This window comes from Bradyrhizobium sp. Pha-3, assembly GCF_042258325.1.
In the GTDB taxonomy this organism is placed as follows: Bacteria; Pseudomonadota; Alphaproteobacteria; order Rhizobiales; family Xanthobacteraceae; genus Bradyrhizobium; species Bradyrhizobium elkanii.
Genome location: NZ_CP170151.1, coordinates 272,207 through 287,051 on the forward strand (window position 1 = coordinate 272,207; position 14,845 = coordinate 287,051).

The following is a 14,845-nucleotide window of genomic DNA, read 5'->3' on the forward strand; positions in this document are numbered from 1 at the left end:
CGCTCCGGTGCGGGCGGGATCGGGCTTGTCCCGCACAAGCGCGACAGACCGTGTCCGCCATCGCGAACTGTCCTTCAGCCAACCGCAACTTGCAACCTGGAACTGCGCCGTTGATGCACCACAAGCACGTAAGGTCTATGCGAAACCCGCCGACGCAAATCATTCAAAATGCGCGCACCTTCAACAGGGAGCCGCGGAGCTGCGGCGCTGACGCAAAGGTGAGAGGTCTTCAGCGGATTTTGAATCGACGTGCTCTTCCAGTCCTGTGCAGGCGCTGCTCTATTCCGTTCCGCGGATCGCACCGCGGACGGTTGGCACGTAGGAGAAGCAACAATGACACTGAACCCCACTGCCGAGAATTATCGTGTCGCGGTCGCCGCCTACGAGGCGGGCCGACCGAGCTACCCCGCGGAGATCGTCGCCGCGCTGCCGCTTGCGGCCGCGCGCTGTGTCGTCGACCTCGGTGCCGGAACCGGCAAGTTCACCCGCCTGCTGCTGCAGCATTTGCCCGCGACTGCGCGCCTCGTCGCGGTCGAGCCCGTCGCCGAGATGTCGGCCAGGCTGGCCAAGGAAGCCGGGGTGGAGGTCATCAACACGCGCGCCGATGCGATCAACCTCGAAACCGGCAGCGTCGACCTCGTCACCTGCGCCCAGGCGTTTCACTGGTTCGACAATGAGGCGTCGGTTGCCGAGATCGCGCGGCTGCTGCATCCCGGCGGGACGCTTGCGCTGGTCTGGAACAACCGGGATGACCGAACGCCGTGGGTCGACGCGTTGTCCGTCATGATCGAGGGCTATGCGGGCGACACGCCCCGGCAACGGACCGGACGCTGGCGCTGGATCCTGAAGGACCCGCGCTTCGTGCTCGAGAAGGAAACCGTGCAGGACCATCCGCACCGAATGAAGCGAGGGGATGTGTTCGAGCGCATCGCATCGACGAGCTATGTCGCCAATCTTCCCGATGCGGAGAAGGCGATCCTGCGCGACAAGACCGGCAGCATCCTGCGTGAGGCCGGTCTCGGCGACGCCGACGAAGTGGTGTTCCCCTATGTCACGCAGCTCTTCTTGCTGAAGCGGACCTAGATCGGCTTCGAGAAGCCGCGCTGTCGATCAGCGGCGGTTACATCTCCGCACAACTCGCTGTCATCGCCCGGCTCGACCGGGCGATCCGGTATTCCAGAGGCCGTTGTGCTTGAACGAGAGGCCGCGGCGTACTGGATCACCCGCTTTCGCGGGTGATGACAATTGGGAGTGTGGCAACAGCGGTGGTCTACGCCGCTATTGCGCGACGCGGCCTTGCTTGACCGATTCGGTGGCAGGCTGAAGGCCGAGGGTTCATTCACTTGTCGCCCACGACTTTCCATTTTCCATCGGCGCCGCGCCGCAGCGAGGGATCGCCGATGCGGATGTGCTGCGCAAGAAAATCGATGAAAGCTCGGACCCGCGCCGGCAGCGGGCCGGCGTGGCCGACATAGACCGCATGGATGTCCTCGCGGTCGCCGGGGTTGAGATTCTGCAGCACCGGCACCAGACGCCCGGCCTCGATATCGGGGCCGATGTGGAAGAGCGCCAGCCGGCCGAGCCCGATCCCGCCAAGCGTGAGCTGACGCGCGGCTTCGCCGTCGCTGGCGCGGGCCACCGGCGGCGGCAGCGCTTCCTCGATCCGCTCAGCGCGGCGGAACGGCCAGCCGCGGATGCTGCGCGGAAAGGTCCAGCCGATGCCGCGATGGGCGGCGAGGTCGGCCGGCGTCTTCGGCGTGCCGAAGCGGGCGAGATAGGACGGCGCGGCGACCACCGCCATGCGGCTGGTGCCGAGCTTGCGTGCGATCAGCCGCGAGGCGCCGAGCGGGCCGACCCGGATCGCGATATCAGCGCGTGCCTGCATCAGATCGACCAGCGTGTCGGTCAGCACGATGTCGAGCGTGATGTCGGGATGCTCGCGCATGAAGCGCGGCAACAGCGGCATCACATGCAGCATGCCGAACGGGATGTTGCTGTTCACGGTGAGATGGCCGCGCGGCACGCATGAGGCGGCCTCGCGTTCGGCTTCGTCGATATCGGCGAGGATGCGTTGGGCGCGCTGGTAGAAGGCCTGGCCTTCCTCGGTGAGCTGCAGCTTGCGCGTGGTGCGGTTGACCAGCCGCGTGCCGAGCCGCGTCTCGAGCCGCGAGACCAGCTTGCTGACGCCCGACGGCGTCTGGCGCAGGCTGTTCGCGGCAGCCGTGAAGCCGCCGAGATCGACGACGCGGACGAATACGTCCATCTCGCCGGAGCGGTTGGTGTCGGTGCGGGCCATCTTGAATTCAAGTCACAAATGATTGGATTGCGGCCATTCTAATCCTTCCCCGCCCGGACCGCTATCTCGCTTTGCGGAATCCTTTTGTCCGGAGCGACACATGCCTGCTGCAGTCCTTGCCTTGACCGCCGGTGCCTTTGGTATCGGCACCACCGAATTCCTCATCATGGGACTGCTGCTGCAGGTCGCCGCCGACATGCAGGTATCCGTATCCGCGGCAGGCCTGCTGATCTCCGGCTATGCGCTCGGCGTATTCGTCGGCGCGCCGATCCTGACGCTGGCAACGCGGCGGATGCCGCGCAAGGCGGTCTTGCTGGCGCTGATGGCGATCTTCACGCTCGGCAATGCGGCGTGTGCGCTGGCGCCGAGCTACGGGCTTTTGATGGCGGCGCGCATTCTCACCTCGCTGGCGCACGGCACCTTCTTCGGCGTCGGCTCCGTGGTGGCGACAAACCTCGTCCCGGAGGACAAGCGCGCGTCGGCGATCGCCACGATGTTCATCGGGCTCACGGTCGCGACCCTGCTCGGCGTGCCCTTCGGCGCCTGGTTCGGCCTGATGCTCGGCTGGCGCGCGGCGTTCTGGGCGGTGGCGGCGATCGGCGTGATCGCGTTCATCGTTCTGGTCGTGCTGGTCCCCGGCCATGTCGGCGCCAACGACAAGCCCGCGCCGCTGCGCGAGGAGCTCGCCGTGCTCGGCCGCCCGCAGGTCCTGCTCGGACTTGCCATGACGGTGTTCGGCTTCGGCGGGCTGTTCGCGGTCTTCACCTATGTGCAGCCGATCCTGACGCGGCTCACCGGCTTCTCCGACGCCGCGATGTCGCCGATCCTGCTGGTGTTCGGCGCCGGCCTTGCGATCGGCAACGTCGCGGGCGGACGGCTCGCCGACAAGGGACTTGCGCGGGCGCTGCTGGTGTCGCTCGGTGGCCTCGCCGCCGTGCTCGTCGCGCTGACGGCGGTCGTCTCGATCAAGGCATTGGCGGTCGTGCTGCTGTTCATTCTCGGCATCGCCGCGTTCGCGACCGTCGCGCCGCTGCAGCTCCGCGTGCTCGAAGCCGCCGGCGTCGAAGGGCGGACGCTGGCCTCCAGCCTGAACATCGCGGCCTTCAATTTGGGCAACGCGCTCGGCGCCTGGGCCGGCGGCGTCACCATCGATCGCGGCCTTGGCCTCGGCGCGCTGCCGCTGGTGGCCGCCGTCATCACTGCAATCGGCTTGGTGCTTGCGCTGTGGAGCCTGCGCCTCGATCGGCCGATCGCGCTCGCCGCGCAGTGCCCGGCGGAATGAATCGGATCAGGGGAGTATGACCATGGAATACCGCAATCTCGGTGCATCCGGCCTGAAAGTCCCGGTGCTCAGCTTCGGCACCGGCACGTTCGGCGGCCAGGGGCCTTTGTTTTCGGCCTGGGGCCGCAGCGACGCCAGCGAGGCGCGACGGTTGATCGACATCTGTCTCGATGCCGGCGTCAATTTGTTCGACACCGCCGATGTCTATTCGAACGGCGCGTCGGAGGAGATCCTCGGCGCCGCGATCAAGGGCCGCCGCGACAAGGTGCTGATCTCGACCAAGACCGGCCTGCCGATGGGCGACGGCCCGCTCGATGCCGGCACGTCGCGATATCGCCTGGTCGCCGCGGTCGACGCCGCGCTGCGCCGGCTCAACACCGACTATATCGACCTGCTGCAGCTTCATGCCTTTGATGCCTTCACGCCGGTCGATGAGGTGCTGTCGACGCTCGACGCGCTCGTGCGCGTCGGCAAGTTGCGCTATGTCGGCGCCTCGAATTTCTCCGGCTGGCATCTGATGAAATCGCTCGGTGTCGCCGAGCGGCACGGCTGGCCGCGCTATGCGGCGCATCAGGTCTATTATTCGCTGGTCGGCCGCGACTATGAATCCGAGCTGATGCCGCTCGCGCTCGACCAGGGCGTCGGCGCGCTGGTCTGGAGTCCGCTCGGTTGGGGCCGGCTTACCGGCAAGGTCAGGCGCGGGCAGGCATTGCCGAAGACCAGCCGCCTGCATGAGACCGCGCAGTTCGGGCCGGCGGTCGACGATGAGAAGCTTTACGCGATCGTCGACGCGCTGGACGCGATAGCCACAGAGACCGGCCGCAGCGTGCCGCAGATCGCGATTGCCTGGCTACTCACGCGTCCCAGTGTGTCGTCGGTCATCATCGGCGCGCGTGATGAGGCGCAACTGCGCGACAATCTCGGCGCGGTCGGATGGTCGCTCTCGCCGGACCAGATCGCGCGTCTCGACCGCGCGAGCGCGGTGATGCCGGCCTATCCGTACTATCCCTACCGAATCCAGGAAGGCTTCGCGCGCCTCAATCCGCCGCCGGTGTGAGTCCGTCGCAGACCCGGTCTCACGCCTGGACGGTGTGCTCGCAGACCTGCCGGCGGTATTCCGCCGGCGTGACGTTCATGTGCTGCCGGAACACGCGATTGAGGTGGCTTTGATCGGCAAAGCCGGCGAGCAGCGCGATCTCCTTCAGCGCGACGCGGTCCTTGCGCAGATGCTGGCACGCATGCTCGACCTTGCGTCGCAGGACATAGGCATGCGGCCGCATGCCGTAATGCACGCGGAATTTGCGGGCGAACTGCACCGGCGTGCAATTGCAGATGTTCGCCAATTCCTCCAGCGTGATGTTCCGGAAGATGTTCTGCTCGATATAGTCCTCGATCAGCCGGGCATGCGCCGGGCGGAAGCGTCCTTGCGCGCAGGGCATCTTGAACTCGATCGCCGCATATTTCCGCAGGATGTGCACGCTCGCCTGCAGCGCCAGCGCGTCATAACAGAGGCGTCCGCCCGGACCTCCCGAGGCAACCTCCTGAACCATCTGGTCGTTGATCCACGTCAGCATCGGATCTTCGGCCTTGAGCAGATCGTGCAGCTCGATCGCCTCGGCGTCGCGGTCGAAGGCATCGCTCGCCGTCTTCATCATGAGGGCGGGGGAGATATAGAAGTGCGTGACCTCGATGTCATTCTTCCAGTGCCAGCTTGACGGCTCTGCGCGGGTCAGGAGTGACGTGACGCCGCGACCGACGTGATCCTGCTTCCATGCGCCGGTGACGCGGCGGTTCATCGACGTCGTGCCGTCGCGATAGAGCACGAGGAGGAAGTTCTCCGATGGCGGGACCCAGATGTCGGACGGCGCATAGCGGAAGATGCGCAGCCGGAAATCGTTCCTCCCGACCGAGGCGCTATCCAGCTTCAGCTCGCCGGGAGCGTAGCGCGGCAGCTCCTCGACCGTGATCAACTGGCCCATCGCGCGAGCCTCCTCCCTGGGATTCGTGGCGCGGTTGACCGCTTGTTCTTGGCCGGACGGCTGAGCGCAGAATAGGCCGCTTTCGCCATTTGCCAAGGAGACCAATGGCCGGTCGGGCAATTGAACGGCGGCGTTCCAGAGATTGTCGGTTTCATCCAAGCCGCGCGGCCGAACGGCCCGTAGCCTGCTCTGCGTTTCGGCGACAGCGCGAGCGGTCGAGGCCCAAATTGACGCAACGCACCATCATCCGGCGACACCGCGGATGGGAAGATGCGTGCGAGAAGCCAGACACAGGAGGAAATCATGACCGAGACCGTCACAAGGTCGAATGGAAGCAATGGTGCGCATGCAACGACCAAGCTCGACGCCGTGGTCGTCGGCGCCGGCGTCGCCGGTCTCTATCAATTGTTCCGCCTGCGTGAGCAGGGACTGAGTGTGAAGGCGATCGACGCCGGGTCTGGTGTCGGCGGCACCTGGTACTGGAACCGCTATCCCGGGGCGCGCTTCGATTCCGAAGGCCACACCTATCAGTACCTGTTCTCCGAGGAGCTCTACAAAGGCTGGAGCTGGAGCGAGCGCTTCCCGGGCCAGCCGGAAATCGAGCGCTGGCTGAACTACGTCGCCGAACGCCTCGACCTCAGGAAAGATATCCAGTTCGGCACCACGGTGAAGAGCGCGCATTTCAATGAGGCGACGCAACGCTGGCTGGTCGCGACCGACCAGGGCGACGTGATCGATACGCAGTTCCTCGTCACCTGCTGCGGCATGCTCTCGGCCCCGCACGTGTCCTTCCCGGGTCAGGAGACGTTCAAGGGCCAGCTGTTCCACACCGCGCGCTGGCCCAAGGGGCCGATCGAGCTCGCCGGCAAACGCGTCGGCGTGGTCGGCAACGGCGCGACCGGAATCCAGGTGATCCAGTCGATCGCCGGTGAGGTCGGCCATCTCAAGGTGTTCATCCGCACCCCGCAATACATCATCCCGATGAAGAACCCGAAATGGGATGCAGCGGACGCCGAGGCCTACAAGTCGAAGTTCAAGTTCCTCACCGAGCGGTTGCCGAAGACGTTCACCGGCTTCGAATTCGACTTCGAGCACGCCTGGGCCGACCTGACGCCGCGGCAGCGCCGCCAGGTGATCGAGGACTGCTGGAACGACGGATCCCTGAAGCTGTGGGTTTCGTCCTTCGCCGAACTGTTCTTCGACGAAGCCGTCAACGCCGAGATCACCGAATTCGTGCGCGAGAAGATGCGCGAGCGGATCAAGGACCCCAAGCTGTGCGAGCTGCTGATTCCCGCCGATTACGGCTTTGGCACGCACCGGGTGCCGCTGGAGAGCAATTTCCTCGAGGCCTTCCACCGGCCCAATGTCGAGATCGTCAGCGTCAAGAACAATTCGATCGCCCGCATCACGCCTGAGGGCATCCAGACCGCCGACGGCACGGTGCACGAGTTCGACGTCATCATCCTGGCGACCGGCTTCGACGCCGGAACGGGAGCGTTGACGCGCATCGACATTCGCGGCCGCGACGGGCGATCGCTGAAGGACGATTGGGGCAGGGACATCCGCACCACGATGGGCCTGCAGGTCCATGGCTATCCGAACCTGTTCACCACTGCGGTGCCGCTCGCGCCCTCGGCCGCACTCTGCAACATGACCACCTGCCTGCAGCAGCAAGTGGAGTGGATTGCCGATTGCATCAGATATTTGCGCGGCAAGAATCTGAACGTCATCGAGCCGACCAGGGATACCGAGGATCAGTGGGTGGCGCATCACGACGAGACCGCCAACGCAACACTGATCGCGAAGACCAACTCCTGGTACCTGGGCTCCAATGTCGAGGGCAAGCCGCGCCGGGTGCTGTCCTATTGCGGCGGCGTCGGCACCTACCGCCAGAAATGCGACGAGGTCGCCGCCAGCGGCTATCACGGCTTCGCCACGCAGTAGGGCTACGCGGGTCAACATCAGAAAACACAGGAGGAAGACAATGAGCGCGAATTTCAGTGCATCCGCCGATGCAATCCTTGACGGCGTCGTGACTTCAAACCCGCGCGTTCCCGGCGTCGTCGCGATGGTGACCGACCGCCATCGCAACATCTATGAAGGTGCAGCCGGCAAGCGCCGCCTCGACCAGCCGGCCGACATGACGACTGACAGCGTGTTCGCGATCTTTTCGACCACCAAGGCGATCACCGGGACGGCCGTCCTTCAGCTCGTCGAGGAAGGCAAGCTCGATCTCGACGCGCCGGCCAGGACCTACGCGCCCGACATCGGCAAGCTTCAGGTGATCGAGGGTTTTGACGACAAGGGCGAGCCGCGGCTGCGTCCGCCGAAGCGCGACATCACCACCCGCATGCTGATGGTCCATTCCGCGGGTCTGAGCTACGACTTCATCAATCACATCTATAACCGGCTGGCGCAGGAGAAGGGGCAACCCAGCGTCATCACGGCGTCCAAGGCTTCGCTGATGACGCCGCTGCTGTTCGATCCGGGCGAGCGCTGGGAATACGGCACCAACATGGATTGGTGCGGCCAGATCGTCGAGGCCATCACCGGCAGGCGGCTCGGCGAAGTCTTCAAGACACGCATCTTCGAGCCGCTCGGGATCATGGACACGACGTTCGAGCTTACCGACGCGATGCGCCGCAAGCTCGCCGGCATCCACGCCCGCAACGCCGACGGCTCGCTCACGCCGATGGATTTCGAATTGCCGGCCAAGCCCGAGATCCACATGGGTGGGCACGGGCTTTATGGGACGATCGGCGACTACATGCGCTTCATCCGCATGTGGCTGAACGACGGCGCCGGCGAGCACGGGCGGGTCCTCAAGGCCGAGACCGTGCGGATGGCGGAGAAGAACCATCTCGGCAACAACAAGGTCACCGCGATCACCGGCGTGATCACCTCGCTTGCCAACGATGCCGAGTTCTTCCCCGGTCAGTCGAAATCCTGGGCGCTGAGCTTCATGATCAATGACGAGCAGGCTCCGACCGGCCGCCCCGCCGGCGCGCTCGGCTGGGCCGGGCTCGCCAATCTGTTCTATTGGATCGATCGGCAGAACGGTTTTGGCGGGTACTGGGCGACGCAGATCCTGCCGTTTGGCGATCCGACGTCCTTTATCGGCTACATCAATTTCGAGACGGCATTCTACGAATCCCTGAGGCTGCGCAAGGCGGGATAGAGCGTGCCAATCGGAGCGCGCCAAAGCTAGCTCGCTCCGAGCAACTCCGTGATCAGCCCCGCCGCCTTGATCCCGGTGCCGCTGATGATGACGACGGTGCGCTCCGCCGGCCGGATCGCGCCGCGCGCCTTCAGGACGTCGAGCGCGGCGGCGGCCGAGGCCGAGGTCGGCTCGACGAACAGGCCGGTCTGCGCCAATCGCTTCAACGCGGCGACGATGCCGTCTTCGGGAATTGCCACCGTGCCGCCGCCGCTCTCCTTCAGCGCCGCGATCATCTGCTTCAGCCGCAGCGGATGCTTGATCGCGGTGCCCTCGGCGATGGTCTTGCGGACCGCGCGCTCGACCGGCGTGTCGACGCCGGCGGCGAAGCTGGCATCGACCGGCGAGCAGTTGAGCGGCTGGGCCGCGAACAGGCGCGGCAGCCGCGTGATCTGCCCGGCCGCGAAGAGCTCCTTGAAGCCGATATGGCAGCCGAGCAGGCTGCTGCCGGCGCCGACCGGCATGATGACGTTGTCGGGCGCGGTGAAGCCGAAATCTTCCCAGATCTCGTAGGCCAGCGACTTGGTGCCCTGCAGGAAGAATGGCTGCCAGTTGTGGCTGGAGTAGAAGATCTGCTTCGACTGGCGGATCGCCTCCGCCTCCGATTCCTCGCGCGGGCCTTCGACCAGCTGCACCTCGGCGCCGAAGGCGTGCATCTGCGCCACCTTCATCGGCGACGTCGTCGCCGGCGCAAGGATCCTGACCCGCATGCCGCCGGCCGCGCCATAGGCTGAAACCGACGCGCCGCCATTGCCGGAAGAGTCCTCCAGCACCGCATCGACGCCGAGCTGGCGCAGGAACGACAGCATCACCGTGGTGCCGCGATCCTTGAAGCTTGCGGTCGGATTGAACCAATCGAGCTTGAAATGCGGCCGCAGCTCATTCCACGCCTTCTCGACGGCAGGCGTGCAGCCTTCACCCATCGTGATCGGCTGCCTGATTTCGACCGGCAGCGCCGCGCGATAGCGCCACAGCGATCGCGTCGCGCGATCGATGTCGTCGCGGGAGATGCCGGGCAGCGGCGTTATCAGGAGCGGCTTGCCTTCGTCGGAGCACCAGCGCGGGATATCCAGCGGATAGAGTTTTCCGTTGAGCGGGTCGATGTAACTGGGTGAAGGCATCGCTATTCAGTCCTCAAGGCACGGTCCGGCCGGACACATCGCGACCGAGCACGAAAGCCGGCAAGGTCGCAAGGTTGTCACGAACCATGATCGGGGCGGGCACCCCTTCCGGCAGGTTCATTGCGGCCCGATTATGCCACCAAGTCGGCAGATGCACACGTGCCGTGCCGAACAGATCATAGGCCGATCCTGCAACGAACAGGCATCGATTGGCCGGGGCCGGCAGTTCGTCGAGCGCGAGCCGATAGGGTTGCGGCTGCGGCTTGTAATAGCCGGCGCGCTCGACCGTCACGAACACGGTGAGCGGAACGCCGAGGCGATCGGCGGCGATGCGGCCGAGCCGCTCCGAGCAGTTCGTCACGACGCCGAGCGCGACGCCGGCACCGTGCAGCGTTTGCAGGACGTCGCGAACCTCGGGCCAGGGATCAAGTTCGGCGTAGCGTGCGCCGAGCTCCGCGGCCCGTTCGAACGGCAGTCCAACGTTGCGCGCGGCCTCACCCACCAGGTCTTCATAGGGACGGTAGCGCCCGGTGGCGTAGGTATTCCTGAGATACTCGGCCCGCCAACGCAGCCCGGCTTCGTCGGAGCCCGCGACCTTGTTCCAGAGTGTCCAGCTGTCGAGCAGCGCCGTCAGCAGATCGAACAGAACGGCGTCATAGGCTCGGGTCATGAGCTGCGCTCCTTCTCCTACCATCCGCGAAACCGCTCCCATTGCCGGACCGCGCCGGAGCCGGCGGCGACGACATGATAGCGGTCGTGCTGGGCCCCGGTCGCACAAGCATGGTTCGGCAGGATCCGCACCTTGGTGCCGACCGGCAGCGTCACCTGCGGCGCCGTGCTGCCTGAGCGGAGAGCGATGATGCCGTGCTCCTGATTGGTTTCGGTCACGATCAGGTCGCGATACGGCCGTCCATCGATGTCGCAGACGATGCCATAGCCCTGGTCGACCGGCTGCTTCGCGGTGCCGCGATCGCGCGACAGCGCCATCCAGCCGGCGTCGATGAAGGTCCAGCCGCGGTCGGCGCGATGGCCGATCACCGTCGCGAGCACCGACAGCGCGATGTCCTCGACCGCGCAGACCTCGATCCCGGCCATCACAAGGTCGAACATCACGAAGACGCCGGCGCGCACCTCGGTGACACCATCGAGCCGGCGCGCGAAATGCGCTGTCGGCGTCGAGCCGACGCTGACCACGGGGCAGGGCAGTCCGGTCGCGCGCAGCGATTCGGCGCAGGCGACCGCCGCGGCGCGCTCCTGCTCGGCGGCCTGCTCGAGCGCCGCCACGCTGCGGCAGGAATAGGATTCGCCGGCATGCGCCATGACGCCGCGCAACTCGGCGCCGCCTTGATGCAGCGCGCGGCCGATCTCGACCAGCAGCGGGTCGTGCGTGCCGACGCCGGCGCGATGGCCGTCGCAGTCGATCTCGATCAACACGGGAATGCGGTCGTTCGACATGCGGGCCATCGCGGTGACGGCGGCGGCCTGCTCGAGACTGTCGAGCACCACGGACAGGTCCACGCCCCGCCGCCGCAGCGCCGCGATGCGATCGAGCTTCTGCGGCGCGATGCCGACGGCATAGAGGATGTCTTTCACGCCTGCCGCGGCAAACATTTCGGCTTCTTGCAGCGTGGAGACCGCGGCCGGACCAGCCGGACTGTCCATCACGGCGCGCGCCGCCGGAATGGATTTCGCGGTCTTCAGATGCGGGCGGAGCGGCACGCCGAGCCGCGACAGCCGCGTCTTCAGGCGGGCGATGTTGTGCAGCATCCGGTCTTCGTCGAGCACGAGGCAGGGCGTCTCGATTCCGGCGAGCGGATGCGGTGCGTTCGAGGCAAGGGGTGATGACATGCGGCAAGACTAGCCGTTTCCATGCTAAGCACAATTTACCGAATGTCATTCTTATATTAAGCCTGAACTTAATGCTCTCGACCGACGATATCCGCTTTTTCCTGGCGATCGCTGCGGCACGGTCGCTCGCGGCCGCGGCGCGGGCGCTCGACGTCACGCCATCGGCAGTGTCGCAGCGGCTGCAGAGCCTCGAGCAGCGTTTGGGTGTTCAACTGGTCAGCCGCTCGGCCCGGCGGTTGACGCTGACGGACGAAGGCGAACTCCTGATGCAGCGCGGGGGCGCGCTGCTCGACGAGGCCATGGAGTTGACGGAGGCGCTGCGGGCGCGTCGCGGAACCATCGCCGGGCATCTGAAGATTCTCGCGCCGCTCGGCTTTGGGCGCCGCTACATCGCGCCGGTCGTTGCCAGCTTCCGATCCCGCCATCCCGACGTGTCCGTCGAGCTCGAGCTGTCCGATCGGCCGGGGCGTGCGGCTGCCGGCGCGTGGGACGTCATGATCCATATCGGTGCGCTGCAGGATTCCACGCTTCGCTTGCTGCGCCTTGCGCCCAATGAACGCCTGCTCTGCGCCTCGCCGGCCTATCTGAAGCGCCGCGGAACGCCGGCGAGCCCGCAGCAGCTGCGCGGACATGATTGCATCGCACTGCGCGAGAACGAGGAGGACGTGACGCTGTGGCGGTTCTCCCGCAGGCGCGGCGCGGCGGAGCCTGATGTCGTCAGGATCGAGCCGATGCTGTCGAGCAACGACGGCGAGGTCGTGAAGGCCTGGGCGCTCATGGATCACGGCCTGATCGTCAGGTCGGAGTGGGATGTCGCCGAGGATCTCGCCTCTGGCCGGCTGGTGCGGGTTCTGCCGAACTTCCGCCTGCCGCCGGCCGACATCGTCGCGCTCCTCAATCCGGGCCGCGGCGGGCGGGCCCGGCGCACGCAGGCTTTCGTGGAGCATTTGCGCGCCGCCCTCGCGCCGCCACCATGGCGCAGCAGGCCGCGCTGACAGACAGCGATCGCTTACGCCGCGCCGGCCTGCCGGCTCAGATAGCCCTTGGCAAAATCGAGATACCAGTCGAGGCAGCCGGGATTGGCCATCGCATCGCGGTTGATGACCTTCTCGACGGGATGGCCGAGCAACAGCTTCTTGACCGGCAGCTCCTGCTTCTTGCCGGACAGCGTGCGCGGAATCTCCGCCACGACGAAGATGTCGTTGGGCAGGAAGCGGCGCGACAGCCCGGCCTCGACCGCCTTGTTGATCTTCGCCTTCATCGCGGCGTCAAGGGCAATGCCCTGGCGCAGCACCACGAACAGCGGCATGTAGCTGTCGCGGCCGAGATATTCGAGGTCGACCACCATCGAATCCAGCACCTCCGGCAGCGCCTCGATCGCGGAATAGAGCTCGCTGGTGCCCATCCGCAAGCCATGGCGGTTGATGGTGGCGTCGCTGCGGCCGTAGATCACGCAGGAGCCGTCGGGGTTGATCTTGAGCCAGTCGCCATGCCGCCACACCGGGCCGCGGCCGGAGCCGTCGAAATTGTCGGGATAGGTCTCGAAATAGCTGGAAAGGTAGCGCGCGTTGCCGGGATCGTTCCAGAACCGCAGCGGCATCGAGGGCAGCGGCTCGGTGCAGACGAGTTCGCCGACCTCGTCGATCACGGCGCGGCCCTGCTCGTCGAACGCGTCCACCGCGCAGCCGAGCAGGCGGCATTGCATGATGCCCGGCGTCTGCGGCAATTCGCGATTGCCGCCGATGAAGGCGCCGGCGAAGTCGGTGCCGCCGGAAATATTGGCCCACCACATATCGGCCTGCGCGGCGTTGCCGTTCTGCTTCGCTAGCGCGGCGAAGCGCTCGTTGAACCAGGCTTGGGTGTCGGCTGAGAGCGGCGAGCCGGTCGAGCCGAGCGCGCGCAGGCCCGAGAGGTCGCCGACATCTGCGAGATCGATCTCCGCCTTGGTGCAATTGGCAAAGAACGCCGCCCCTGCGCCGAAGAAGGTGGCCTTGGCGTCGGCGACGAAGCGCCACAGCGTGGTCCAGTCCGGCTTGTCCTTGGTGCCGCCGGGACTGCCGTCGAAAATGCAGCAGGTCGTGCCGTTGAGCAGGCCGTTGGCCTGGCAGTTCCACATGATCCAGCCGGTCGAAGAGTACCAGTGAAAGCGTTCGCCGAACGAGTTTGGCTGATAGCTGCAGCCGACGTCGTTGTGCAGCGTCGAGAGCGGCAGCGCCACGACGATGATGCCGCCATGGCTGTGCAGGATCGGCTTCGGCAATCCGGTGGTGCCCGAGGAATAGACGATCCAGAGCGGATGATCGAACGGCAGCCATTCCGGCTCGAAGGTGTCGATCTCCGCGCTCTGGCCCGCGAGGATCGATGACAATCGCGTCCCGGACGGCGCGGCGTCGCTGTGCAGGATGACATGCTGCACGGTCGGCAGCGCGCGCCGCAATTCCTCGATCACACCTTGCCGGTCGTGGCGCCGGCCGGCATAGGTCACGGCGTCGCAGGCGATCAGCACCTTCGGCTCGATCTGCTTGAAGCGATCGATCACCGCGGGCGCCGCCATGTCGGGCGCACAGACGCTCCAGACTGCGCCGAGGCTCGCGGTCGCGAGGAACGCGATGATCGTCTCGGGAATGTTCGGCAAGTAGGCGGCGACCCGGTCGCCGGCGCCGACGCCGTTGGCCTTCAGATGCAGCGCCAGCGCTGCCGATTTGCGCTGCAGTTCGGGCCAGCTCGTCTCGGACAGCTTGCCGTCCTCGCCGCTCGAGATCAGGGCCGGCAGTCCTGCGGCATGCGCCGGCGCGACATGGCGGAAGACCTGGCGCGCGTAGTTCACCGAAGCGCCGGGAAACCACACCGCGCCCGGCATCTTGCGCTCGGCCAGCACCGCCGAATGCGGCGTCGGCGAGCGCAGGTCGAAATAATCCCAGACGCTCTGCCAGAAGCCGTCGATATCGGTGACCGACCAGCGCCGCAGCGCCTCGAAATCCGCAAACTCAAGGCCGCGCGTCTGCTTCAGCCACTGGCGGTAAAGGGCCATTTGCGGGGCGTAAGCTGCTGTCATGGGCGTTTCCGAAAGTCCTTGTGTCGTGGCGGGCGGTCGAGGCCCGC

General features: G+C 66.1%; 12 protein-coding genes. 6 read left to right on the plus strand and 6 right to left on the minus strand.

Features of this window, described 5'->3' with window-relative positions:
* Nucleotides 1-333 precede the first annotated feature (333 nt).
* The gene (locus ACE10X_RS01300; protein ID WP_038384571.1) at nt 334-1,083 is read left to right on the plus strand and encodes a class I SAM-dependent methyltransferase; all 750 of its coding nucleotides are present in this window, start codon (nt 334-336) and stop codon (nt 1,081-1,083) included.
* A 256-nt stretch (nt 1,084-1,339) separates the two neighbouring features.
* On the opposite strand, the gene ACE10X_RS01305 is transcribed toward ACE10X_RS01300, so the two are convergent.
* Nucleotides 1,340-2,296, minus strand: coding sequence for a LysR family transcriptional regulator (locus tag ACE10X_RS01305; RefSeq protein WP_038384570.1), 957 nt, complete (start codon nt 2,294-2,296; stop codon nt 1,340-1,342).
* A 100-nt stretch (nt 2,297-2,396) separates the two neighbouring features.
* Between ACE10X_RS01305 and ACE10X_RS01310 the strand changes: the two genes are divergently transcribed.
* Together ACE10X_RS01310 and ACE10X_RS01315 are read left to right on the plus strand one after the other, a co-directional pair.
* Nucleotides 2,397-3,578, plus strand: a complete 1,182-nt coding sequence (locus ACE10X_RS01310; RefSeq protein ID WP_038384569.1) for an MFS transporter — start codon at nt 2,397-2,399, stop codon at nt 3,576-3,578.
* A gap of 22 nt (nt 3,579-3,600) precedes the next feature.
* Entirely contained in the window at nt 3,601-4,635 is a 1,035-nt protein-coding gene (locus tag ACE10X_RS01315; protein ID WP_038384575.1) for an aldo/keto reductase, read from the plus strand.
* A gap of 19 nt (nt 4,636-4,654) precedes the next feature.
* On the opposite strand, the gene ACE10X_RS01320 is transcribed toward ACE10X_RS01315, so the two are convergent.
* On the minus strand, nt 4,655-5,557 hold the full coding sequence (locus ACE10X_RS01320) for a helix-turn-helix transcriptional regulator (protein ID WP_038384568.1): 903 nt from the start codon (nt 5,555-5,557) through the stop codon (nt 4,655-4,657).
* Between the two features lie 303 nt (nt 5,558-5,860).
* On the opposite strand from ACE10X_RS01320, the gene ACE10X_RS01325 reads away from it, so the two are divergent.
* Together ACE10X_RS01325 and ACE10X_RS01330 are read left to right on the plus strand one after the other, a co-directional pair.
* The gene (locus ACE10X_RS01325; RefSeq protein ID WP_038384574.1) at nt 5,861-7,501 is read left to right on the plus strand and encodes an NAD(P)/FAD-dependent oxidoreductase; all 1,641 of its coding nucleotides are present in this window, start codon (nt 5,861-5,863) and stop codon (nt 7,499-7,501) included.
* Nucleotides 7,502-7,541: 40 nt separating this feature from the next.
* A complete protein-coding gene (locus tag ACE10X_RS01330) occupies nt 7,542-8,735 on the plus strand; it encodes a serine hydrolase (RefSeq protein ID WP_038384567.1) in 1,194 nt (397 codons plus the stop codon).
* A 26-nt stretch (nt 8,736-8,761) separates the two neighbouring features.
* Here ACE10X_RS01330 and ACE10X_RS01335 read toward each other — a convergent pair whose 3' ends face one another.
* Genes ACE10X_RS01335 through ACE10X_RS01345 form a run of 3 tightly spaced genes read right to left on the minus strand, consistent with a single transcriptional unit; the run spans nt 8,762 to nt 11,743 of the window.
* Nucleotides 8,762-9,895 (minus strand): pyridoxal-phosphate dependent enzyme, encoded by a 1,134-nt coding sequence (locus tag ACE10X_RS01335; protein ID WP_375763930.1) that lies wholly within the window; start codon nt 9,893-9,895, stop codon nt 8,762-8,764.
* A gap of 13 nt (nt 9,896-9,908) precedes the next feature.
* A complete protein-coding gene (locus ACE10X_RS01340; protein WP_304557422.1) occupies nt 9,909-10,565 on the minus strand; it encodes an HAD-IA family hydrolase in 657 nt (218 codons plus the stop codon).
* 17 nt (nt 10,566-10,582) lie between these two features.
* Nucleotides 10,583-11,743 (minus strand): DSD1 family PLP-dependent enzyme, encoded by a 1,161-nt coding sequence (locus ACE10X_RS01345; RefSeq protein WP_038384562.1) that lies wholly within the window; start codon nt 11,741-11,743, stop codon nt 10,583-10,585.
* Between the two features lie 71 nt (nt 11,744-11,814).
* Here ACE10X_RS01345 and ACE10X_RS01350 point away from each other — a divergent pair, with 71 nt between their 5' ends.
* Nucleotides 11,815-12,738, plus strand: a complete 924-nt coding sequence (locus ACE10X_RS01350) for a LysR substrate-binding domain-containing protein (RefSeq protein ID WP_038384561.1) — start codon at nt 11,815-11,817, stop codon at nt 12,736-12,738.
* A gap of 14 nt (nt 12,739-12,752) precedes the next feature.
* Here the strand turns inward: ACE10X_RS01350 and ACE10X_RS01355 are convergent, their stop codons facing one another.
* On the minus strand, nt 12,753-14,798 hold the full coding sequence (locus ACE10X_RS01355; protein ID WP_038384560.1) for an acetoacetate--CoA ligase: 2,046 nt from the start codon (nt 14,796-14,798) through the stop codon (nt 12,753-12,755).
* Nucleotides 14,799-14,845: the final 47 nt, after the last annotated feature.

Bases quoted from the DNA above. Each gene is read 5' to 3' on its own strand.
- ACE10X_RS01300 (WP_038384571.1), top strand. From the start codon at position 334: ATGACACTGAACCCCACTGCCGAGAATTATCGTGTCGCGGTCGCCGCC.
- ACE10X_RS01305 (WP_038384570.1), bottom strand. From the start codon at position 2,296: ATGGCCCGCACCGACACCAACCGCTCCGGCGAGATGGACGTATTCGTC.
- ACE10X_RS01310 (WP_038384569.1), top strand. From the start codon at position 2,397: ATGCCTGCTGCAGTCCTTGCCTTGACCGCCGGTGCCTTTGGTATCGGC.
- ACE10X_RS01315 (WP_038384575.1), top strand. From the start codon at position 3,601: ATGGAATACCGCAATCTCGGTGCATCCGGCCTGAAAGTCCCGGTGCTC.
- ACE10X_RS01320 (WP_038384568.1), bottom strand. From the start codon at position 5,557: ATGGGCCAGTTGATCACGGTCGAGGAGCTGCCGCGCTACGCTCCCGGC.
- ACE10X_RS01325 (WP_038384574.1), top strand. From the start codon at position 5,861: ATGACCGAGACCGTCACAAGGTCGAATGGAAGCAATGGTGCGCATGCA.
- ACE10X_RS01330 (WP_038384567.1), top strand. From the start codon at position 7,542: ATGAGCGCGAATTTCAGTGCATCCGCCGATGCAATCCTTGACGGCGTC.
- ACE10X_RS01335 (WP_375763930.1), bottom strand. From the start codon at position 9,895: ATGCCTTCACCCAGTTACATCGACCCGCTCAACGGAAAACTCTATCCG.
- ACE10X_RS01340 (WP_304557422.1), bottom strand. From the start codon at position 10,565: ATGACCCGAGCCTATGACGCCGTTCTGTTCGATCTGCTGACGGCGCTG.
- ACE10X_RS01345 (WP_038384562.1), bottom strand. From the start codon at position 11,743: ATGTCATCACCCCTTGCCTCGAACGCACCGCATCCGCTCGCCGGAATC.
- ACE10X_RS01350 (WP_038384561.1), top strand. From the start codon at position 11,815: ATGCTCTCGACCGACGATATCCGCTTTTTCCTGGCGATCGCTGCGGCA.
- ACE10X_RS01355 (WP_038384560.1), bottom strand. From the start codon at position 14,798: ATGACAGCAGCTTACGCCCCGCAAATGGCCCTTTACCGCCAGTGGCTG.